General features: G+C 65.8%; 19 protein-coding genes, 1 tRNA gene and 1 pseudogene. 17 read left to right on the forward strand and 4 right to left on the reverse strand.

Annotated features, from left to right (window positions below):
* Window positions 1-58: 58 nt before the first annotated feature.
* The 3 genes and pseudogenes from HUW10_RS05850 to HUW10_RS05860 form a co-directional block, all read right to left on the reverse strand.
* Window positions 59-1,138, reverse strand: a pseudogene (locus HUW10_RS05850) (IS5 family transposase).
* A gap of 79 nt (window positions 1,139-1,217) precedes the next feature.
* Window positions 1,218-1,919 (reverse strand): LrgB family protein, encoded by a 702-nt coding sequence (locus HUW10_RS05855; protein WP_174502648.1) that lies wholly within the window; start codon window positions 1,917-1,919, stop codon window positions 1,218-1,220.
* Window positions 1,912-2,361: a CidA/LrgA family protein gene (locus HUW10_RS05860; protein WP_174502649.1), complete on the reverse strand. Its 450-nt coding sequence runs from the start codon at window positions 2,359-2,361 to the stop codon at window positions 1,912-1,914. The genes HUW10_RS05855 and HUW10_RS05860 overlap by 8 nt, the downstream gene beginning before the upstream one ends.
* 102 nt (window positions 2,362-2,463) lie before the next feature.
* Here HUW10_RS05860 and HUW10_RS05865 point away from each other — a divergent pair, with 102 nt between their 5' ends.
* The 11 genes from HUW10_RS05865 to HUW10_RS05915 all read left to right on the forward strand — a co-directional run bounded on the left by HUW10_RS05865 (window position 2,464) and on the right by HUW10_RS05915 (window position 15,820).
* Window positions 2,464-3,393, forward strand: coding sequence for a LysR family transcriptional regulator (locus HUW10_RS05865; protein ID WP_174502650.1), 930 nt, complete (start codon window positions 2,464-2,466; stop codon window positions 3,391-3,393).
* A gap of 79 nt (window positions 3,394-3,472) precedes the next feature.
* On the forward strand, window positions 3,473-4,840 hold the full coding sequence (locus tag HUW10_RS05870; protein WP_236656502.1) for a UDP-glucose/GDP-mannose dehydrogenase family protein: 1,368 nt from the start codon (window positions 3,473-3,475) through the stop codon (window positions 4,838-4,840).
* Window positions 4,833-6,578, forward strand: coding sequence for a methyltransferase (locus tag HUW10_RS05875; protein WP_174502652.1), 1,746 nt, complete (start codon window positions 4,833-4,835; stop codon window positions 6,576-6,578). The genes HUW10_RS05870 and HUW10_RS05875 overlap by 8 nt, the downstream gene beginning before the upstream one ends.
* 23 nt (window positions 6,579-6,601) lie before the next feature.
* Window positions 6,602-9,742: a class I SAM-dependent methyltransferase gene (locus HUW10_RS05880; protein ID WP_174502653.1), complete on the forward strand. Its 3,141-nt coding sequence runs from the start codon at window positions 6,602-6,604 to the stop codon at window positions 9,740-9,742.
* 62 nt (window positions 9,743-9,804) lie between these two features.
* On the forward strand, window positions 9,805-10,785 hold the full coding sequence (locus tag HUW10_RS05885) for a rhamnan synthesis F family protein (RefSeq protein ID WP_174502654.1): 981 nt from the start codon (window positions 9,805-9,807) through the stop codon (window positions 10,783-10,785).
* Between the two features lie 58 nt (window positions 10,786-10,843).
* Window positions 10,844-11,614, forward strand: coding sequence for a 1-acyl-sn-glycerol-3-phosphate acyltransferase (locus HUW10_RS05890; RefSeq protein ID WP_236656242.1), 771 nt, complete (start codon window positions 10,844-10,846; stop codon window positions 11,612-11,614).
* 140 nt (window positions 11,615-11,754) lie between these two features.
* On the forward strand, window positions 11,755-13,107 hold the full coding sequence (miaB, locus tag HUW10_RS05895) for a tRNA (N6-isopentenyl adenosine(37)-C2)-methylthiotransferase MiaB (RefSeq protein ID WP_174502656.1): 1,353 nt from the start codon (window positions 11,755-11,757) through the stop codon (window positions 13,105-13,107).
* Window positions 13,104-14,105, forward strand: coding sequence for a PhoH family protein (locus HUW10_RS05900; RefSeq protein ID WP_174502657.1), 1,002 nt, complete (start codon window positions 13,104-13,106; stop codon window positions 14,103-14,105). Before miaB ends, HUW10_RS05900 begins: the two co-directional genes overlap by 4 nt.
* Entirely contained in the window at window positions 14,102-14,554 is a 453-nt protein-coding gene (ybeY, locus tag HUW10_RS05905; protein ID WP_174502658.1) for an rRNA maturation RNase YbeY, read from the forward strand. The genes HUW10_RS05900 and ybeY overlap by 4 nt, the downstream gene beginning before the upstream one ends.
* Window positions 14,555-14,627: 73 nt before the next feature.
* Window positions 14,628-15,482, forward strand: a complete 855-nt coding sequence (locus HUW10_RS05910) for a hemolysin family protein (RefSeq protein WP_174502659.1) — start codon at window positions 14,628-14,630, stop codon at window positions 15,480-15,482.
* Between the two features lie 116 nt (window positions 15,483-15,598).
* On the forward strand, window positions 15,599-15,820 hold the full coding sequence (locus HUW10_RS05915; protein WP_174502660.1) for an EexN family lipoprotein: 222 nt from the start codon (window positions 15,599-15,601) through the stop codon (window positions 15,818-15,820).
* A gap of 196 nt (window positions 15,821-16,016) precedes the next feature.
* Here HUW10_RS05915 and HUW10_RS05920 read toward each other — a convergent pair whose 3' ends face one another.
* Window positions 16,017-16,346, reverse strand: coding sequence for a DUF1330 domain-containing protein (locus HUW10_RS05920; RefSeq protein WP_174502661.1), 330 nt, complete (start codon window positions 16,344-16,346; stop codon window positions 16,017-16,019).
* Between the two features lie 540 nt (window positions 16,347-16,886).
* On the opposite strand from HUW10_RS05920, the gene ehuB reads away from it, so the two are divergent.
* The 6 genes from ehuB (at window position 16,887) to HUW10_RS05950 (ending at window position 21,513) form a co-directional block, all read left to right on the forward strand.
* Complete coding sequence (gene ehuB / locus HUW10_RS05925; RefSeq protein ID WP_201712588.1) at window positions 16,887-17,765, forward strand: ectoine/hydroxyectoine ABC transporter substrate-binding protein EhuB; 879 nt, start codon at window positions 16,887-16,889, stop codon at window positions 17,763-17,765.
* A gap of 25 nt (window positions 17,766-17,790) precedes the next feature.
* Window positions 17,791-18,456 carry an ectoine/hydroxyectoine ABC transporter permease subunit EhuC gene (ehuC, locus tag HUW10_RS05930; protein ID WP_174502662.1) on the forward strand — a complete coding sequence of 222 codons (666 nt, stop codon included), beginning with the start codon at window positions 17,791-17,793 and terminating at the stop codon, window positions 18,454-18,456.
* Entirely contained in the window at window positions 18,453-19,145 is a 693-nt protein-coding gene (gene ehuD, locus HUW10_RS05935; RefSeq protein WP_174502663.1) for an ectoine/hydroxyectoine ABC transporter permease subunit EhuD, read from the forward strand. Before ehuC ends, ehuD begins: the two co-directional genes overlap by 4 nt.
* Window positions 19,142-19,936, forward strand: coding sequence for an ectoine/hydroxyectoine ABC transporter ATP-binding protein EhuA (ehuA, locus tag HUW10_RS05940; RefSeq protein WP_174502664.1), 795 nt, complete (start codon window positions 19,142-19,144; stop codon window positions 19,934-19,936). Before ehuD ends, ehuA begins: the two co-directional genes overlap by 4 nt.
* A gap of 237 nt (window positions 19,937-20,173) precedes the next feature.
* Complete coding sequence (locus tag HUW10_RS05945; protein ID WP_174502665.1) at window positions 20,174-21,361, forward strand: alanine--glyoxylate aminotransferase family protein; 1,188 nt, start codon at window positions 20,174-20,176, stop codon at window positions 21,359-21,361.
* Between the two features lie 77 nt (window positions 21,362-21,438).
* A tRNA-Thr gene (locus HUW10_RS05950) sits at window positions 21,439-21,513 on the forward strand.
* Window positions 21,514-21,515: the final 2 nt, after the last annotated feature.

Below are 21,515 nucleotides of genomic sequence, written 5' to 3' on the forward strand. Positions count from 1 at the left end.
GTCGGGCGTGGGTCGCGGAGGCCGCGATCGGTGCCGCAATCCCGAGGTCTGGACGGATTCATCCCATGGCTTGGGCGCGTTCATGGAAGATGAGCCGGTCGAAATTGTAGGCGATATTGGCCAGGATGAGTTTCGCTTCGGCCCGCGCGATGCCGATGGTGCGGATGAACAGGCCGAACCTGTTCTTCTGGTGGGCGAAGACGTGTTCGACATGGGCACGGATCGACGATTTCGCGGCATTGGCCCGCGCGATATTGTGCGGCATCGGCTTGTCCGCCGGCTTGCGCCTGTGGATGCGTCTGACCAGCATCCTTGAAGCCAGCCATTTCTCATTCTTCTGCGAGCGATAGGCGCTGTCGGCCCAGACCTCCGAGGAGGAATTCTGTGTGCTCACTAGTCGCGACAGCATCCGCCCATCCGGTTGCGCGGCCGAGGTCACCGCACTCTCCCGGATGAAGCCGAAGCGCCAGTCGATCGCGACATGGGATTTGTAGCCGAACACCGGCAGCGCAATCTGGGGCAGTGGCGTGCCGTCCGGCCGATACCGGATCTTGCCGCCGATCTTGAGCGTTCATCGCGCGTCCGTGTCTTTTTGCGCCGCCTTGTGGGGCTCGTCCGGCCAGATCTCACGCGCTGTCTTGCCGGCCTTGATCGCTTCCTTCTCCGCATCCGTGTTCCGCTGCTTCGGCGCCGGCACCAGCGACGCATCGACGATCTGGCCCGACATCGGGATGTAGCCCTTCTTCTGCAATTGCCAGTCGAACGCCTTCATCACCTGCTTCAGCGTGCCGGTCTCGGTCAATTTGTTACGGAACAGCCGGATCGTGTTCTCATCCGGCGTCGGCCCGCCAAGATCAAAGCGCAGGAAGCGCATCCAGGACAGGCGGTCCCGGATCATGAACTCCATCCTGGCATCGCTCAGATTGTGCTGGGTCTGAAGGATCAGCGTCTTGAACATCGAAACAGGGTCGAAGGGCGGGCGGCCACCCCTGGCTCCGTCGCAATAGCCCAGCCCTTCAACCAGCTAGCCACGGAAATGCTCGAAATCGACCGTCGCTTCCAGAACCTCCAGCGGGTCCCCGGTCTTGCTCAGACGCTCAAGATGCTCCGAGAGCCCGAATAGCGACCACGCCTCCATCCACCCGCCTCCAATTCACGACCCGCTCAGTGAATCACGAATTCAACAACCTTCACAGGGTTATTGCGGGTGTCCAGCTCTAACCAACTAGTGTCGCGAGTACTGGCACTACCAGCGCAGTCGCCAGCGCCGTCAGGCCGACACCGAGCGCAGCGTAGGCGCCAGCTTCCGGATCACGCGCGACTGCCTCGGCGGCCCCGATCCCGCTGCCTGCCACACCCGCAGCAAGGCCGAAGGCTCGATGATCCTCGATTCCGAACCAACCCAATAGCGGACGCGCTGCAATCGCAACAATCACTCCGCCGGCGATCGCAAACACCGCCGCAAGCGAAGGGGAGGCACCGATCTCTTGCGCAACCACCATCGCGATCGGCGTTGTTGCCGCTTTTGGCGCCATTGCCAAACCTAACACACTGGTTCCACCTAAAACTTTCAAAACCAGCGGGCCAGAAATTGCCGCGGTCAGTGCGCCGGAGGTGAGAGAGACGAAAATTGCCGCACTATCGCGTATGATCGCGCTCAAATTACGCGCGAGTGGCACACCGAGCGCGACCGTCGCGGGTCCGAGCAGCCAGGCCAATGGCTCCGATCCGCGTGCATAGGTCGGATAAGGCACACGCCCAGCTGCCAACCCGGCCATTATGACTAAGATCGTCAAAAGAGTTGGGTTCAGCGCCGGGTGTTTCACCCGACGCGTCATCCATAGCGCCGCCTCAAAAATCAGCATAGTGGCGGCGGTAAACCCAAATTCGGGCAACATACCGTGAAGCACCTCACTCATGGCCGCAGACCACCTGCAACACGGCGCGTCGCGAACGGGCCTGCAACCCAAGCACCAGCTGCATTGTCAGCCCCGTCACCACGAGTGCGAGCAGCGAGGAGACGATCAGAGCCGTCACTACCGCTGGCCAAGCCCCCCGCAGCGGGCCGAAGCTGGTCATCACCCCCACGCCTGCAGGCACGAAGAACAGCGCATAGCGGCGCATTAGCAGCGTTCCCGCCTCACTAGCTGCCACCGCAACTCGCCCGCGATGCGCCGTGAGCAACGCCGCCAGAACCACCATGCCCATCAGCGCTCCCGGCAACCGCACCGGCAGCAGCGGCGCGAGGGCGCCGCCCACCTCAAGGCAAGCTAACATGACGAGAAACCCGAATATGAGGCGACCCGCCCGCCGCGCAGCAGGCGCCAGCCCTTTCGTCTGAAACTCAGCAATCCGGCGCATCTCTCTCTCCTCATCACCCGATCCTATTTGCGCCTGCCGTTACCCATGCTGTAGAAGCAGAAATCACAATTCATTTTTGCTCTGGGAGCACAAGCAAGCCGTATGGACGAACTCGCCCGACTCCGCGCCTTCGTTCGTGCCGCCGAACTTGGCAGCTTTTCCGGCGCCGCACGCGAGGCCCGACTGCCGCCGTCTTCGGTTTCACGCGCCATTGCCTCTCTTGAAGGCGAACTCGGCGCTGCGTTGTTCAACCGCTCCACCCGCAAGCTGCATCTCACCGAGGTCGGTTTCGCCTTTCTCGAACGGGCCCGCCGCGTGCTTGCCGAACTCGACGAAGCCCGCGCCGTCGCCGCCGATCTCAACGCCCGGCCACAGGGCCTGCTGCGCCTCAACGTGCCATCCGCCTTCGGCCGGTTGCATGTCATGCCGTTTCTGCCGGGCTTCGCTGCTGCCTGGCCCGACATCCGCATCGACCTCACCCTTAACGATACGGTGGTCGACATCATCGAATCGGGAACCGATCTCGCCATCCGCATCGGCGCGCTGGAGGAAAGCCGGCTGATCGCCCGCAAGCTCGCGCCGCACCGCCGGGTGCTCTGCGCCTCCCCTGCCCTGCTCGCCCGGTACGATCCGATCGGCAGTCCCGACGATCTCTTCCGCCTGCCGCATCTCCTCTTCGCCTTGCAACCACACGACCGCTGGCTGCTGACCGACCCGGCGGGACAACGGCACGACATACCGCTCACCGGCCGTATTCGCCTGAATGACAGTGAGGCCCTGCTCGCCGCGACCCGGGCGGGGCTTGGGGCGGCCCTGCTGCCGGGCTGGATCGCCGGTGCCGCGTTGCGCGCGGGCGAACTGGTCCGCCTGCTGCCCGATCATCAGGCGATGTTCTGGCCTGGCGAGCGCTTCATCTGGGCGGTTTATCCACCCAAGCGGGTGGTCCCACCCAAGGTGCGTGCTTTCATCGACGGTTTTGCTGCCCATCTCGGCACGCCGCCCTATTGGGAATGCGACGCCAGGACGACCTGAACCACCTGCCGGCACCTATTGCTTCGCGCTCTCATGGTTGCCAGAACAACCATCAGGGCTGTCAGGAGAGCTGAACGTGTTGAAAATCGCGATCATCGGCGGCGGCTATGTCGGTCTGGTTTCGGCAGCCTGTTTCGCCGAATTCGGTGTGAGCGTGATGGTCGCGGAAACCGATCCAGGACGGCTCGGCCGGCTGCATCGCGGCGAGATCCCGATCTATGAACCTGGGCTCGATCCGCTGGTGGCGCGCAACCGCGCCGCTGGCCGGCTTGGATTCACCGGCAATATCGAAGAGGCTATCGCGGGGGCCGAGGCTGTTTTCATCGCCGTGGGCACACCCGCCCGCCGCGGCGGCGGCCATGCCGACCTGTCTTATGTGTTTGCAGCTACCGAGCAGGTGTTGGCGGCACTCGATCATTCAACCGTATTGGTCACCAAATCCACCGTCCCGGTCGGCACCGGCCGCCGACTTGCCGCCCTCGCTGCCGCCCGCCGCCCCGACCTCTCGATCGACGTCGCCTCGAATCCCGAATTCCTGCGCGAGGGCAGCGCGATCGGCGATTTCATGCGGCCGGACCGCGTTGTCGTCGGCGCCGAGACCGAGCGCGCCCGCGAGGTGCTGCGCGCGCTCTACCGCCCGCTGAACCTGATCGAGACGCCAATCCTGATCACCACCCTCGAGACCGCCGAACTCATCAAATACGCCGCCAACGCCTTCCTTGCGATGAAGGTTACCTTCATCAACGAGATGGCCGATCTCTGCGAGGCAGTAGGGGCGGATGTGCACGGGGTTGCCCGCGGCATGGGGCTCGACCGGCGGATCGGCGCCAAATTCCTTCACCCCGGCCCCGGCTTCGGCGGCTCCTGCTTCCCAAAGGACACGCTGGCCCTCGCCCGCATCGCGCAGGACGCCCGCGCCCCCTCCCGGCTGACCGAAGCGGTGGTGGCGGTGAACGAGGCACGCAAGGCCGGCCTCGGACGGCGCATCCTGGATGCCGCTGGCGGCTCGGTGCGCGGCATGCGCATTGCCGTGCTCGGCCTGGCCTTCAAGCCCGAAACCGACGATATGCGGGACTCACCCGCCATTCCCACAATCGAAGCACTGGCAGATGACGGCGGCGAAATCATCGCCTATGATCCGGCAGCGATGGATGCGGCAAAAGCGCTGCTGCCAGACTGTGTAAGCTACGCCGAAACCGCCACAACGGCGATCGACGGCGCCGCGATCCTGGTTGTGCTGACCGAGTGGAACGAATTCCGTGCCCTCTCGCCAGAGTGGCTGGCTGCGCGGATGCAGGGACGACTGATTGTCGACCTGCGCAATATTTTTGATCCGGAGGCAATTCGTGCCGCCGGCTTTGTTTATCACGGCGTGGGCCGTGGCGGCGTTTCACATTTTGCCGCCGGTCCGGAATTTGAGCAGGACAGGGAGTATTTTGATGAGTGAATTAATCGCCGCGGCCCCTGCCGCAGGCGCGCAGCCGGAAATCGCGATGGCTGGCGCCTATCCGGATTTTGCAAACCCCGAGTTGCTTGCTGCCATCCCCCTCGATGCGCGAACCGTGATCGATGTCGGCTGCAGTGGCGGCGCGCTCGGCGCCGCCTATTTGCGGCTCAACCCACGTGCCCGCGTCCTCGGTGTCGATGCTGACACAACAGCACTCGAACTGGCCCGGACACGGCTGACCGAGGTTGCTCTCTGCGACATTGAGACGGATGATTTTCCTTTCGACCTGTCCGGTGGCGTCGACGTCCTGGTCTATGGCGACGTGCTCGAACACATGGCCGATCCCTGGGCGGTGCTATCCCGGCATCTCCGCCACCTGAACCCAGGTGGATCGGTGATCGTCTGCTTTCCCAATGTGGAGCACTGGAGCATCGTCTATCGCCTGTTCACCGGCCAATTCGACTACGATCATCACGGCCTGCTCGATCGCACCCATCTGCGCTTCTTCACCGCCCGCAGCATGCGGGCCCTGCTCGAACAGGTAGGGCTGACACCGTGCGATGTCCGCTCCCGCCCGAGCGACCAGGGGCCGGCATCCCGCTTCGTCGAGGCCATCACCCCCGCCCTCGCAGCTCTCGGCATTGCCCCGTCCGAATATCTCGACCGCGCCACACCTGTGCAGTTCATCTGGCGGGCCAGCCGCAACCCGCGCGAGCGCCTCGTGGTGATCTCCACAATGCTGCCGCCGCAAGGCGGGGTCTCCGATGTACGAGTGATTGAACCGGCCGCAGCCCTTGCGTCCGATCCCACCGTCTTCAGTGCGGTGCGGGAAGAGGCCGAGATCGCCCGCGTCATCGACGGCTCACCGCACATCGCCGTGCTGCATCGCCCGCTCCTGGTGGGCGATGCCGGCCGCGCCCGCGTCCGCGCGCTGATCGATCGCGGCTTCCTCGTTGTTACCGAGTTCGACGATCACCCTGATTTCCTTGCTGCCCGCGGCATCGATGTGAATGACCTGCTCACATTCACCGGTGTCCACGCGATCCAGACCAGCACCGAACCTCTCGCGGCCACCCTGTCCGCATGGAATTCCGAGATCGCGGTCTTTCCCAACGCGATCCGCGACCTTGAGCCGCCCGCAAATTTTACCAACCCCGACCGCCTGACCATGTTTTTCGGCGCGCTCAACCGCGAAGAGGACTGGGGGCCCTTTATCCCGGTGCTCAACGAAGTGCTGCGCGCCGTGGGCCCCCGCCTGCACATACACGTCATGCACGACCGCGGTTTCTTCGATGCCCTGGAAACACCGCATAAGGACTTCGTGCCGATCTCCGACTACGTAACCTACCGCAAGCACCTTTCGGGTTGCGAGATCAGCTTCATGCCGCTGGCAGACACGACGTTCAACCGCAGCAAGTCCGACCTGAAATTCATCGAAGCAGCCGCCGCCCGCGTGATTCCTCTCGCCAGTTCGGTAGTCTACGGCGCCTCGCTTCGTGATGGCGAAACCGGGCTGCTCTTTACCTCGCCGGACCATCTGCGCATGCAGCTCCTCCGTCTGCTCGCCTATCCCGAGGCCGCCCGCCGCCTGGCTGACGCCGCCCGCGCCGAGATCGCCGCCAACCGCATGCTGGCCTACCAGGTCCGCGCGCGGACCGACTGGTATCGCTCCCTCTGGGCCCGTCGCGAGGAACTCGACGCAGCACTCCGCGCCCGCGTTCCTGCCCTTTTCATGTAACGAAGAGACGCCAACTCCCGGCCATGACGACCACCCCGCTCCAACCCGCCACCGCCCCGGCAATCCGCGTCCACTGGCCGGATGCGCCGGCGGCGCCGCAGGATCTCGTCTGCCCGAATTGCGGCGCCGAAGGCCCCAAGCCCCGCCTGCTCGACGTCGCCTGGACTGCGCCCAAGCTGCCTCGCGGCGACCGCAAGCCGGTATTCGCCTGCCCCGCCTGCACCGCCCGCTTCTATCCGCCGCTGCGCGTGCCCAATTATGGCGACCCCGACGTGATGGACTGGGGCTGGCACCAGTTTCACATCCAGCAAGGCGCCGGCCTCGTTGCCATCACCCGCCTGCTCGGCCGTATCGCCCGCCCTGGCGGCACGCGCTGCCTCGAAATAGGCTGCGGCTACGGTTTCGGCCTCGACTTTGCCCGCCACGCGATGGGCTGGACCTGCCTCGGCATCGACCCGTCGCCAATGGCCCATGTCGGCGCCGCCGATCTCGGTCTCGACATCATCGACGGCTATTTCCCCGACGCGCTGCCCGATGCCAAACCTTGGGACGTCATCGCCGCGACCGAGGTGATCGAACACGTCCAGCGTCCCGCCGCGCTGATCGCCGAGCTGCGGGCCCGTCTGGCACCGGACGGCATTCTGTTGCTCACCACCCCCGACGGCGCGGCGATCGACCGCGCGACACCGGAAACCGATCTCGCCCAGCTGCTCGCCCCCGGCATCCACATGGTCTTCCAGACCGAGGCGAGCCTGCGCCGCCTGCTCGAAGCTGCCGGCTTCGCCAATGTCCGTGTCGCCCGCGAGGGGCTCACCCTGGTCGCCTATGCCGGCGCCACCCGTGGCGCACTGGCCGAGGACGATGCCGCCCAGCGCCCCCGTTTCCGCGCCTGGCTCGCCGATCGTGCCCGCGCCCTCGATCCCGCCTCCGATCCCGGCCTCGGCTTCGCCGCCCGCGCCCTGTTCGAGGCAGCGATCGATCTCGACTGGCCGGCCGCAGCCGCCGCGCGCTCCCATCTATGGCCGGCCATCCGCGCCCGCTACGGCTTCGAGCCCGACACGCTGGAGACCATCCCGGCGGACTGGATGAGCTTGCCCCTTGCCCGGCTGAACGAGGTCATGCCGCTCAATCTCGGCATGATCCTGCACGCCGAGGCCAGCCGCCTGCGCGCTGATCGCGCCACGCGGCCGCGCGCCGGCGCCGTGTTCGCCCTCGCCGGCGATGCCGCCGCCGCCCTGCATGAAGCCCTCGCCCGCCTCACGCTAAATGATGCGCTGGCTACCCAGCTCGCCTTCCGCGCGGCCGCCGAAGCGGCGCTCGAAGCCGCCCGCGTCGCCGCCCCCGAAACCCATGGCCGCTTCGCCGTCCTTGCGACCCGCGACGCACCAGAGGCCGAGCGGCGCGACGTGCTATGGCGCGGCGTGATAGAACTGGTGAACGCCGGCGCGCCAGAGCGCGCCCGTGCGCTGATGCAGGAAGAGGGTCTCACCGAACCCGGCCCCGAACTGCCACCCGCAACGGTGCAGGACGCGCTGATTGTACTGGGACAACTCGCCCTCGGCCCGGGTGGCGACCCGCACCGCGCCATCGCTCTCGCCGATCGGCTCGGCGCCGACACGCCCTCCAGCCCCGGTGCGCCATTCCTTCTGGGGGCGATCGTCCGCCTGTCGAATGACGGTGAGGAAGCCTCCCTCGTCCCGTTGCTGCACCGCACCGCCCAACTCTGCGCGGGCCGCACCGACGCGCTCGGCACCGACGCCTCGAACGCGCTTGCCGGTGCCATCGAGCGCCATGCCGACCCGGTCGAGATTCCTCTGCTGCTCCGTCCGTTGCGGATTGACCCGAGACGCCGGGTCGAGGCGGTGCTCACCGCCTTCACCCGCCTCGTCGCCGCCGCCCGGCACGAAGAGGCGGTGGCGATGGCCGATGCCGAGAACATCGTCAGCCACGCGGTCGCCCGCGACGATGCAATCGGCCGCGACACCCGCCGCGCCCTCGCACTGCTCGACCTTGCCACCGGCGATCCCGCGGATATTCCGTCCCGGCTGTCCGGCCTCGCGCTCGATCACGCAACACAGCGGGAAATGGTGATCGATGGGTTCTGCCGTCTAGTAAACAACGGCCGTTACGCCGACGCCGCCCGCTATGCCGAAACCTCTGGCGTGGAGACGCTGGCCGCCACCGGCGATCCGGCCGATCCGACCCGCATCGCCGCGGTAAGCGCCCTTGCCATTCTCGACCTCGTCACCGGCGATCCGGCCCACGCCCCAGCCCGCATCGCCGCAGTGCCGGTCTCACCCGAGCGGCGCCGCCAGATCACGCTCGGCGCCTTCGTGACACTGGTCAACCGCGCCCGCTACGACGAGGCCGTGACTATCGCCGAATCCGCCCCCGTCACCACCTGGGCCGCGATAGACGATGCCGACGGACATGATGCCGCGATCGCCATGATTGCCCTCACCCTGGTCGCCGGCGATCCCGTCATGCTGCCCGCCCTGCTCGAAGGCCTGCCGCATCTCGATCACGCCGCAAGAGGCGATGCTCTGGTCCAGGGCGCGCTCCGCCTGCTGCATCTCAACCGGCCCGACGAGGCCAGCAGCCTGATCGCCCCAGTCGACGAAGCCGCCCTCGCCCCACCGGCCCGGATCGAACTGCTCGCCGCAAGGGCAGGCTGCGCCGTCGCAACGGGCGACATCGGCAATGTGATCCTCCTCCTGGAGCGGCTGGAAGCCGAAGGTGCGCCGGCAGACCGCATCGCCGGACTCGCGCTCGGCACCTTTACCCAAGCGGTGAATGCCGGAGATTTCGCGGCGGCATCCCTGCTGCGCCGCCGCATCGAGCCCGCTTTCGCCGGTTTCACCCCGGCAACGAACGAGACGCTGCGCGGCGCTGGCTTCGCCCTCGGCCTGCTCGAACTTCAAGAGCCAGCCCGCCCGCATCGCGCCGAACTTGCCTTTGCCGCAGTCCGCCGCGGTTTTGCTGCCGATCTCGCTGCCGGAGAAGCGGCGCCACTACTGTTCTGGGAGGCGCTGCGCGGCGAGATGATCGCCTTGCATCGCACCGGCCGCGCCGCCGAAGCCACGGCTCTGGGCCGGGCGATGCTGACGCGCTATGACGGCGCTCCCGACAGTCTCAGGACCGAACTGGCCGCACCCGCCCCATGAACACTGCCCAGCTTCTCCGCCTCACTTGGCGCGGCCTCCGCGACGCCTGGAACCTCGTCATCATGAGTGTCGCAGCCGTAATCGGCCGGCTGCGCAGCCCACACCAGGTCATTGCCCGCAAGCCCGATCGGGGCATCGAGCTTGGACCTCGTGTTGTTCTCTTCCTGCACTGGGACCGCGGCGGGCGCGTGCGCGAGGCACTGTTCGATTACATCGCCCAACTCGCTGCCTCCGGTCGGTCAGTGGTCTTCCTGACCAATGCCGGTGAGCTCGATCCTTCCGCCGAAGCGCGCCTGCTCGACATTTGCGCCGGCATTCTCGTGCGGCGAAACATCGGCTATGATTTTGGTGGCTGGCGCGACGCGATCGAGACGCTCGATCTCCCGCGTGCCGGGACCGAGGAGATCATCATCGCCAATGACAGCATTTTCGGTCCGATCCGCCCGATCGACTCGATGCTTCTCCGGCTGGACTACGACGAAGCCGATGTCTGGGGCCTCACCGAGAGCTGGCAGCGCCGCTACCACCTGCAGTCCTATTTCGTCGCCTTCGGCCCGCGCGCCCTCCGCAGCCCCGCCTTCCGCCGCTTCTGGTCGGGCGTGATCCCTGCGCCGTCGAAAGCCTATGTGATCGGCAAATACGAGGTCGGCCTGACCCAGGCGATGATTCGTGGCGGGCTGCGCGTCGCCGCACTCTGGCCCTATGAGGCGCTGACCCGGCAGATCACGCGCGATCAGCTCGCGCCCTATCTCGATATCGAGCCCGGCGGCCGCGCCGACCCGCACGATCTCACCCGCTGGCTGCACATCCTCCGGCTGCGCGACGCCATCGCCCGCCGCCGCCCGCTGAACCCGACCTCGGATCTCTGGCGCCATTTGCTGCTGTCCGGCTATCCGTTCATCAAGCGCGAGTTGTTGCGCGACAACCCCACGAGGGTCGAAGATATCGGCGACTGGGCCGATCTGCTGCGCGATGAACTCGGCGCCGACCCGGCTCCCATCCTTGCTGACCTGCGCATGATGCTGCGCGGCGACGCGCCATGATCGCGCGCGCAACACCGCAAGGCTGCGCGCCATGTTGAAAAAACTTTCCGGAGCGCGAATGTACGCCCGGCTCGTCGCCGTGCTGGCCTGGACAATGGCACTCCTGCCGGTCCAGCTCCTGCTGATCCGTCAACCGGGCCGGGCCAAGCAGGCTCTGCCGCTGCGCTACTGGGGCGGCGTCGCCCGCATCCTCGGCCTCGAACTCCAGGTCATCGGCCGGCTCGCCGAAACCGAGAGCCGTCCTGTCCTGTTTGTCTCGAACCACACATCATGGCTCGACATCGTTGCCCTCGGCGCGGTGCTACCGGCCTGTTTCATCGCCAAGGCGGATGTCGGGCGCTGGCCTGGCATCAGCGCCGTCGCCCGTGCCGGCCGCACCATCTTCGTCAGCCGCGCGCGCTCGGGCGCCGGGCGCGAGCGCACCGAACTCGCCGAACGCCTCGCCGCCGGCGACAGCCTGATTCTCTTCCCCGAGGGCACCACGTCCGACGGCGCACGGGTGCTGCCCTTCCGCTCCAGCTTCCTCGCACTTGCCGAAACCGACCCGTCGCCGCTGATCCAGCCCGTCACCATCGTCTACGACCGGATGGATTCGCTGCCCGTCTGCCGCCGCAACCGCCCGCGCATCGCCTGGTATGGCGATATGGAGATCGCCTCGCACTACGCCGAACTCGGCCGGCACGATTGGCGCGCGACCATCGTGCTTGACGACCCGATCGAGCTGGACGGCGGCCGCAAGGCGCTGACCGCGACCCTCGAACGACAGATCGCGGCCCGCGCCGCCGCAATCCGCCAGGGTCGCTTCCCGGGCCCCTTCACGAAAGCATAACTCGAAATCGCTTGACAGCGCCGCCCTCCGATCTGCGATAGTTACGATCATGGAATCGGGAGTGATCTCATTCTTTCGCGCTTGACCCGACCGGCATACCGGCACATCCACAGGGCAAACCTTTGCCCGGATGAACTGGAATGACCGAGACCGCCTCCCGCCGCACGCTGCACATCACCACCTGGGGCTGCCAGATGAACGTCTACGACAGTGGACGCATGGCGGACGTCCTGCGCCCACTCGGCTACCAGCAGGTCGCAACGCAGGATGCGGACATGGTGATCCTCAACACCTGCCACATCCGCGAGCGTGCCTCGGAAAAACTGTTCTCCGAGCTCGGCCGCCTGCGCGCGCTCAAGGAATCCCGCGGCGGCGCGATGATGATCGCCGTCGCCGGCTGCGTCGCCCAGGCAGAGGGCGCCGAAATCATCGCCCGCGCTCCGCATGTCGATCTCGTGGTCGGCTCGCAGGCCTATTACCGCCTGCCTGAGCTGATCGCCGAGATCGAGGCCAAGCGCCGCGCCGTGATCGATACCGACTTCCCCGCCGCGCAGAAATTCGACCTGCTGCCCGAGGACCAGGCAAGCCAGGGCCCGATCGCCTTCCTCGCCATCCAGGAAGGCTGCGACAAGTTCTGCACCTTCTGCGTCGTCCCCTACACGCGCGGCGCCGAGGCCAGCCGGCCGGCCGCCGCCATCCTCGCCGAGGCCCGTCGCCTCGTCGCCGGCGGGGCGCGCGAGATCGCCCTGCTCGGCCAAAACGTCAATGCCTGGCACGGCAAGGCGCCTGACGGCTCCACCTGGAATCTCGCCCGCCTGCTCGCCGAACTCGCCGACATCGACGGCCTCGCCCGGCTGCGCTACACCACCTCCCACCCGCGCGACATGGACGCCGCACTGATCGCCTCCCATCGCGACAATCCGAAACTCATGCCCTTCCTGCACCTGCCCGTGCAATCCGGCTCGGATGCCGTCCTCGCCCGCATGAACCGCCGCCACGATGCCGACCTTTTCCGCCGTATCGTCGGCGAGCTGCGCGCGGCCCGGCCGGACATCGCGCTGTCGTCCGATTTCATCGTCGGCTTCCCCGGCGAGACCGATGCCGATTTCGCCGCGACAATGCAGCTCGTCCGCGAAACCGGCTTTGCCCTGGCCTACAGCTTCAAATATTCCCGCCGCCCCGGCACGCCCGCCGCCGACGCCGCCGACCAGATCGACGAGGCGGTGAAGGATGCCCGCCTGCAGGAACTTCAGGCCGTGCTGCGCGACCAGCAGCACGGCTTCAACCGCGCCCAGGTCGGCCGCAGCTTCGAGGTCCTCTTCACCGGCACCGGCCGCCATCCCGGCCAGTCCGCCGGCCGCTCGCCCTACCTGCAACCCGTTGTGGTCAACGATGCCGACATCGTGCCGGGGACTCTCCACACGGTGAAAATCGTGCAGTCCAACCCCAATTCTCTCATGGCCAGTCTCATACAGGAGCAGATCGCCGCTTGAGCCAGATCGTCACATCACAGCCGCCAAGGCTGTCCCGCACCCTCACCTTCAACGACAACGGGTTGCTCTCCATCCTGCTCGGCGATCACGACCGCAACCTCGCCCGTCTTGAAAAGCGGCTTCATGTCCGGCTCGCCTGCCGCGGCAATCGGGTGTCGATCTCGGGCGAACCCGACCAGGTTGCCGCCGCCGAAACCGCGCTTTCGGCACTCTACGACCGTCTCGCCCGCGGCGAGCAGATCTCCGGCGCCGAGGTCGATGCCGCCGCCCGCCTGGTCGATCCCACCGCCGAGCCCCGGCTGCCGCTGTCCGACCTGCCGGCCATCCGCACCCGCAAGGGCGTGGTCGGCCCGCGCAGCCCCGGCCAGGCCGCCTATATCGAGGAGCTTTCCCGCCACGAGATGGTCTTCGGCATCGGACCCGCCGGCACCGGCAAGACCTATCTAGCCGTCGCCCAGGCCGTTGCCATGCTCACCTCCGGCCGCGTCGACCGCATCGTCCTCTCCCGCCCAGCGGTCGAGGCCGGCGAACGCCTCGGCTTCCTCCCCGGCGACATGAAGGAAAAGGTCGATCCCTATCTTCGCCCGCTCTACGACGCGCTGCAGGACATGATGCCCGGCGAGGTCATGGCCCGCCGCATGACCGCCGGCGAGATCGAGATCGCCCCCCTCGCCTTCATGCGCGGCCGCACCCTCGCGCATGCGTTCGTCATCCTCGACGAGGCTCAGAACACTACTCCGGCGCAGATGAAGATGTTCCTCACCCGCATGGGTGAGGGCACACGGATGGTCATCACCGGCGACCTCTCGCAGATCGACCTGCCGCCCGGCAGCCGCTCGGGCCTTGCCGACGCGCTGGAGACGCTGGAAGGCGTGTCCGGCATTGGCGTCACCCGCTTCAATGCCAGCGATGTGGTGCGCCACCCGCTGGTCGCCCGCATCGTCGAGGCCTACGACCACCGTTCGGAGGCGCAGCGCGAGCGCGCGCGGGATCTGTGAACGAGCCTCCAAGTAGCCCCCCCCGCGGCGCCGCGCTGCGGGGGCTCATCCACATTGCCGAGCCCCGCTGGCGCCGCTTCGTGCCGGACGCCGAGCGCGTGGTCGCGCGCGCGCTTGAAGCTGCCGGCGCCGCCTGCCCGGTCATCCTCGCCGATAACCGCACGGTGAAGGCGCTGAACGCGCGCGACCGCGGCCGCAACAAGGCGACCAACGTCCTCACCTACGAGATGCCGCCGGAGATCATCCTTGCCCTCGGCGTCGTCCTGCGCGAGGCCCGCGCCGCACGCCGCCGCCCGGCGCACCATCTCGCCCATCTCGTCGTCCACGGCGCGCTCCACCTCGCCGGCGAGGATCACCACGAAGCCGGCGAGGCCCGCCGCATGGAGCGCCTCGAAGCTCGTCTGCTGCACCGCCTAGGCGTGCCCAACCCCTGGAAATATGCGTCATGACAGCGCGCAGGGCTGGCGTGGCGGCTGCGCGCCGAAGCGAAAAAAATCATCGGCGGAACCGGAGACTGCGCCGATGAGTGGGTCGTGGTTCTCACGCCTGCTCAGCAAGATGCGCGAGCAGCCCGATCTGCGCCGGCAGATCGGCGAGCTGATGGAAGAAGCCGCGGAGGAAGCCGGCGGCGATGAGGGCGGCACCGGGCTCGACCGCCAGGAACGCGCGCTGATCGCCAATGTCCTCCGCCTGCGCGGCATCACCGCCGACGACGTGATGATCCCCCGCGCCGACATCGTCGCCATGCGCGCCGACGTCACGCTGGACCAGGCGATCGACCAGATCCGCCGCGAGGGCCATTCCCGCATGCCCGTCTTCGGCGAGCATCTCGACGACATTCTTGGCATGGTCCACATCAAGGATGTGGTCGGTTACACCGGCCGCGCCGAGGCCTTCTCGCTCCGCGCCATCCTCCGCCGCCCGCTGATGGTCGCCCCCCAGATCCCGGTCCTCGACCTGCTGCTGCAGATGCGCCAGCGGCGCACCCATCTCGCTCTGGTCATCGACGAATATGGCGGCGTCGACGGGCTCGTCACCATCGAGGACCTCGTCGAGACCATCGTCGGCGACATCGACGACGAGCACGACGAGATCGAGGGCCCGCTGATGATCGACCGTGACGACGGCGCGGTCGATCTCAACGCCCGCCTTCCGGTGGAGGATTTCACCGCCAGGTTCGGCGACTTCCTGACCGACGAGGAAAAGGAAGCCGATCTCGACACAGTGGGCGGCCTCGTCTTCACACTCGCCGGACGCGTGCCCACCCGCGGCGAGATCATCGCCCACCCCGCGGGTATCGAGTTCCTGGTCCTCGACGCCGATGCCCGCCGCATTCGCCGCCTGCGCGCCCGCCGCATCGCCCCCGAAACAGACTAATCGGATCATCCTTACCTTACCGTCCCGGCAAGGGTCTTTTGCTGCCCCCGTGCCTACCGCGCCGCAGCGCGCGGGCACAGATAGGGGAAGCAGATCACCAACCAAGGACAATCATCATGACCCGCAACATCCTGCTCAAGCTGCCCATCGTTCTGGCTCTTGCCGTTGCACCCGCACACGCAGCAGCAACGCATGACGTACCCTGGTTCACTCTTCACGCCTCAGCCCGTCAGGCCGCGATTGCGACCTGCGCCGCCAATCCCGGCGATCTCGCGGCAAGCCCGGACTGCATCAACGCCAATACGGCCGCCCACGAGGCACTCGCCAGCGAACTCTGATCCGTAACCTTCGTCTTGCGAGCGGTGCCGATCGCCGCGATGCTGCACTGCAGCAAAAGCAAATCGGCGTCGATCGCAAATCTGCTAATGATCTGCGCAGACAGTTTTCCCTGAACTTGGCAAAATAAAATCCCGATCCGATCAGGCGCTGAAGCCTGATCGGATCAGGCGATTGCCGTCGGCCTCCCTCTCGAGGTTACGAGAAGCGGCCGTCCGCATCGGAACCCGGTTGCATGCCGTCATATCCCTCCACCACCACAACATCAGCGGCTGAGGCACCTGCCCGCAGCGCCTTCGCCTTTGCGTATTCGGGCGAGTGATAGCAGGCCAGCGCGGTCGCACGGTCTGGAAACTCCAGCACCACGATGCGGGACCTCATGCTTCCCTCGACTGCCTCCACCGTTCCGCCGCGCACCAAGAACCTCGCACCGTATTTTGCGAATGCTACCGCATTCTCGCGCACGTAAGCCGCATAAGCCTCAGGATCGCTCACATCGACGCTCGCGATCCAATATCCCTTCGCCATTTCCCCGCTCCATCCGACTGCTGACTGATCATTCGCGCTCAGCGCAAAACATGACATGGCAAAATCACATCGTAAAACCCGTCTGCGCCAACACACATCATGATGTCACTACAGCAGGTAGACTTCATCGAAAAATTTACCGGATGCTCTGAAGTGGGTTGTTCGCTGTATAGAAGCGGCGTTTCTATTTCATATATTCAATAATAAAATTACGATTTTTTCTAAACCATATCTTATCTTGAATAATTTAAAATATATAATAAAATTTAATTATCGAAAAGATAATCTATATCATAAATCACTGATCTATCCAATAATCAAAACGCCTGCAGGCGTTATCATATCATATCCATATGTAAATAATATTATCATGGTTTTTTCTTTATTTTGATACATATTATTCAAATAACGGCAACCTGTAAGGAAAAATCTGCCTGATATGGGTTTGAGAATCGTGGTTCGGTTATTGCCTCAGTGATCCGGGTTGATGGTCGCCGCTACGACTTGATTGTTCGAGAGCGAGAGGAAGAGGAGGGCAACATGACATTTTCAACAACACGGCGCGGCGCGCTCACCCTGTTCGGCGCCGGCATGACCGCCGCAACCCTCGGCGTCCCCGGCGATGCGGAAGCGGCGAATGTGCTCGACGGCATCCGCGGCCGCGGCTTCATCCGCATCGCCATCGCCAACGAGGTGCCTTATGGCTTCATGAACGCGGACGGCCAGGCGCACGGCATCGCCCCCGACGTGGCGAAACACGTCCTCGGCGAAATCGGCATCCACCGCCAGCAATGGGTTGTCACCCCTTTCGGCTCGCTGATCCCCGGCCTCAAGGCCCGCCGCTTCGACATGGTCGCCGCCAGCCAGAACGTGCTGCCGGCGCGCTGCACCCAGGTCGCGTTCTCGGTCATCAATTCGAGCTATGGCGAGGGCCTGCTGGTCAAGGCCGGCAACCCGCTCGGCATCCATGGCTATGACTGGTTCCTCAAGCACCGCGACAAGAAATTCGCGATCGTCGCCGGCGCCGACGAACTCCGCTTCGCCCACGCCGTTGGCATCCATGACAGCCAGATCGTCAATCTCAGCGCCAATGCCGACGCGCTCTCCGCCGTGGCCGATGGCCGCGTCGCCGCCTATGCCGCGACCGGCCTTACGGTCGCCCGCCTCGCCCGCCACAGCAAGGCGGTCGAACCCGCCGCCCCATTCACTCAGCCCGTGGTGCATGGACATTCGGTGCGCAGCTACGGTGCCTTCAGCTTCCGCAAGGACGAGACCTCCCTCCTCACCGCCTTCGACAAGGCGCTCGACGCCTACAAGAAAACCGACGCCTGGGCCCACACGCTGATGAAATATGGCCTGACGAAGCAGGACGTCGAAGCCGCCCGCCAGATGACCACGGCGGATCGCTGCAAGGCGTGACGATCGGCGCGGCGGAGCAGACCTGATGCACTGGACCGGCTTCATCGCCCCGCTCGCGCGCGGCGCATGGATCACGGCCGAGATCACGGCATATTCGACGGTGCTGGGCGCGGCCCTGTCCTTCGCCGCCGGTCTCGGCCGCGTCTCGCGCGGCCGCGCCGCCCGCGTCACCGCCGCAGTCTATATCGAGATCTTCCGCGGCACCTCGCTACTGGTCCAGATGTTCTGGCTCTATTATGCGCTGCCCCTGCTCGGCCCCTCGCTGTCGCCAATGGTCAGCGGCGTGCTCGCCCTCTCGCTCAATATCGGCGCCTATGGCGCCGAGGTCGTGCGCGGCGCCATCAACGCCGTTCCGCCCGAGCAGTGGGAAGCCTCGACCGCGCTCAGTTTGACCCGCCGCCAGGCGCTCTGGCGGATCATCATGCCCCAAGCCCTCGCCGAGATGATGCCGCCCTTCGGCAATCTCGCGATCCAGAACCTGAAGGACACCTCGCTGGTCTCGCTGATCACCATCAGCGACCTCACCTTCCATGCCGATGCGCTGCGCAACCTCACCCTCGCCAGCACGCCGATCTACACGCTGACCCTGCTGATGTATTTCGGCATGGCACTGGTGCTGACGGTGATGATCCGACTGATCGAGCGCTGGAGTCGCCGCCACCTCGCCCCGGCACGGGGTGCGCACGCATGATCTACGGCATCCACTGGAATCTCCACACCCCGCTCGCCTTCGCGATGTCGATCCTGCCGATCCTGCTGATCGGCATGAAGGTCACGGTGGAGGCGACCATTCTCGGCTTCCTGGTCGCCCTGCTGCTCGGCCTCGTCCTCGCGCTACTGCGGCGGGTGCCGCTGCGGACCATCGCCTGGCCCACCGCGGTGGTGATCGAGTTCCTCCGCGACACGCCGCTGCTCGTGCAGCTCTTCTTTCTCTATTACGTGCTGCCGAAATACGGCGTCACCCTGCCCGCCCTGTTCACCGGCGTTCTCGCCCTCGGCGTGCAGTACAGCGCCTACACGTCCGAGGTCTACCGCGCCGGGCTCGATGCGATCGATCGCGGCCAGGTCGAGGCGGCGACGGCGCTGAACCTCTCCCGCGCGCGGCTCTACCGCACCATCATCCTGCCGCAGGCGGTCCCGCGCATCATCCCCGCGCTCGGCAACTACCTTGTCTCGATGATGAAGGACACGCCGGTGCTCTCGACCGTGACGGTGATGGAAATGCTCAACCTCGCCCAGATCATCGGCGACCGAACCTATCGTTACCTCATCCCGCTGACCATCGTCGGCGCCCTGTTCCTGCTGCTGACGGTGATCGCCAGCACCACCGTCAACCGGCTCGAGCGGGTGCTGCCCAAGGAAGGAGTTCCATTGCGATGAGCCCGCCCGCCGAACCCGGGACGGCCCCGGACGAGATCATCCGCTTCGAAACCGTCACGAAGCGCTTCGGCCCGCTTACCGTGCTCGACGAGTTCGACTTCCACGTCGCCCCCGGCGAGAAGGTGACGCTGATCGGCCCGTCCGGCTCCGGCAAATCCACCGTGCTGCGCATCCTGATGACACTGGAGCCGTTCCAGAAAGGCCGCGTCGAGCTCGACGGCATTTCCTATCACGAACCCGGCGGCAAGGGTCCGTTCAAGGCCTCGCCGCGACATTTGCGCGAGATCCGCACCCGCGTCGGCATGGTGTTCCAGGGCTTCAACCTGTTCCCGCACATGACCGTGCTGCGCAACATCATCGAGGCGCCCGTCGCCGTGCTGAAGATCCCGAAGGAGGAGGCGATCGAGCGGGCGATGGGCTTGCTCGACCTCGTCGGCCTCGCCGACAAGAAGGACGCCTATCCCCGCCAGCTTTCGGGCGGCCAGAAGCAGCGCGTCGCGATCGCCCGCGCCCTCGCCATGCGTCCGCGGGTGATCCTGTTCGACGAACCGACCTCGGCGCTTGATCCGCAGCTCGTCGGCGAGGTGCTGAACGTCATCCGCGACCTCGCGCACGAGCACGATCTGACCATGCTGATGGTCACCCACGAAATGCGCTTCGCCCGCGAAATCTCGGACCGCGTCTGCTTCTTCGACCAGGGCCGCATCGCCGAGCAGGGCTCGCCGGAGGAGATTTTCAGCGAACCGCGCGAAGATCGCACCCGCGAATTCCTGCAATCCGTGCTTGGCTGATTGGTCTCGGGCGCTCGTTACTTATCGCCCCCTTGGCCGTGGCATCCAAAATAGAGCACCGCAGATCGACCAGGTATGGTCGGGGCATCATACGTACTGTATTCGTCAACGAAGCCAGTTTTTCCGATCTGCCCGACCATCTCGCATGCCATATCTGGCCTGAAGCGGGCATGATCCGGGCGGCGGGCCGCAGACTTTGAAACTGACGTCTGCCATTGCCGAAGGAACATAGGACCGATGACCACCGACACCCCCCGCAAGCCTGGCCGGCTGTTCTTTGCGAATCCCGGCCCGACCAACATACCTGACTCGGTATTGCGGGCGATGGACCGGCCAACAACCGATTTCATGAGCGCCGATTTCATCGACATCTATGACCGCGCAGTTGCGGGACTGAAACGGCTGCTGTTCACCACCGGCGAGGTGTTCATCTACACCTCCAGCGGCCACGGCGCCTGGGAAGCAACGCTGCAGAACCTGTTCTCGCCGGGTGATCGCATCCTGATGCCCGATGCAGGGTATTTCTCCCGCGTCTGGGGGGCGATGGCGCGCACGCTCGGGCTTGAAGTCGAGATGCCGGAAGCCGACTGGCGGCGTGGCCCCGATATCAGCGCGATCGCCGACCGGCTCGCCGCCGACACCGCGCACGACATCAAGGCGATCTGCATCGTCCATAACGAAACCTCGACCGGCGTGGCGGTGCCTCTGCCCGAAATCCGCGCCGCGCTGGACGAAGCCGGCCACCCGGCGCTGCTGCTGGTCGACACCATCTCCTCCTTCGGCTCGTTCGAATTTCGGATGGTGGACTGGGGGATCGACGCCGTGGTCGGCGGCAGCCAGAAGGGTCTGATGCTGCCCGCCGGCCTCGCCTTCACTGCGGTGAGCGAGAAGGCACTCGCCGCCCATGCCGAGGCACGGCTGGCAAGGTTCTATTTCGACTGGACCCGGATGATGGCGCGCCGGCATCGCAGCTTCGCCGGCACCGTGCCGATCGCCCCGTTTTATGGCCTGTTGGAAGCCGTGCGGCTCATCGAGGCGGAAGGGGTCGAAGCGGTATGGCGCCGGCATCATCGCCTCGCGGAAGCAACGCGGCGGGCGGCATCGGTCTGGAGTGGCAATCAGGGTGTGGCGTTCTTCTGCACCGATCAGGCTCGTCGGTCGGATTCGGTGACCGCAATCCTGATGCCCGAGGGTCACGACGGCGAAGCGGTGCGCCGGATCGCCTATGAACGCTTCAACGTCTCGCTCGGCGCCGGACTCGATCCGCTCGGCGGCAAGGTGTTCCGCATCGGCCATATGGGCGATCTGAACGAGCCCATGCTGCTGGGCACGCTCGGCGTGGTCGAGATGGCGCTGCGCCTCGCCCGCGTGCCGCACGCCCGCGGCGGCGTCGATGCGGCGATCGACTATCTTGGCGCCGGCTGAACCTGCACCAATTTGCACCTGACCGGCCGAGCCACTTGTTGAGTCTCGCAGCCGCTCAGGGTAATCAGACGAAGCGGGCCGGGTTAGCACAGCGGTAGTGCAGCGGTTTTGTAAACCGAAGGTCGGGGGTTCAAATCCCTCACCCGGCACCAGC

It is taken from the genome of Acidiphilium sp. C61 (genome assembly GCF_905116885.1).
Taxonomy (GTDB): Bacteria; Pseudomonadota; Alphaproteobacteria; order Acetobacterales; family Acetobacteraceae; genus Acidiphilium.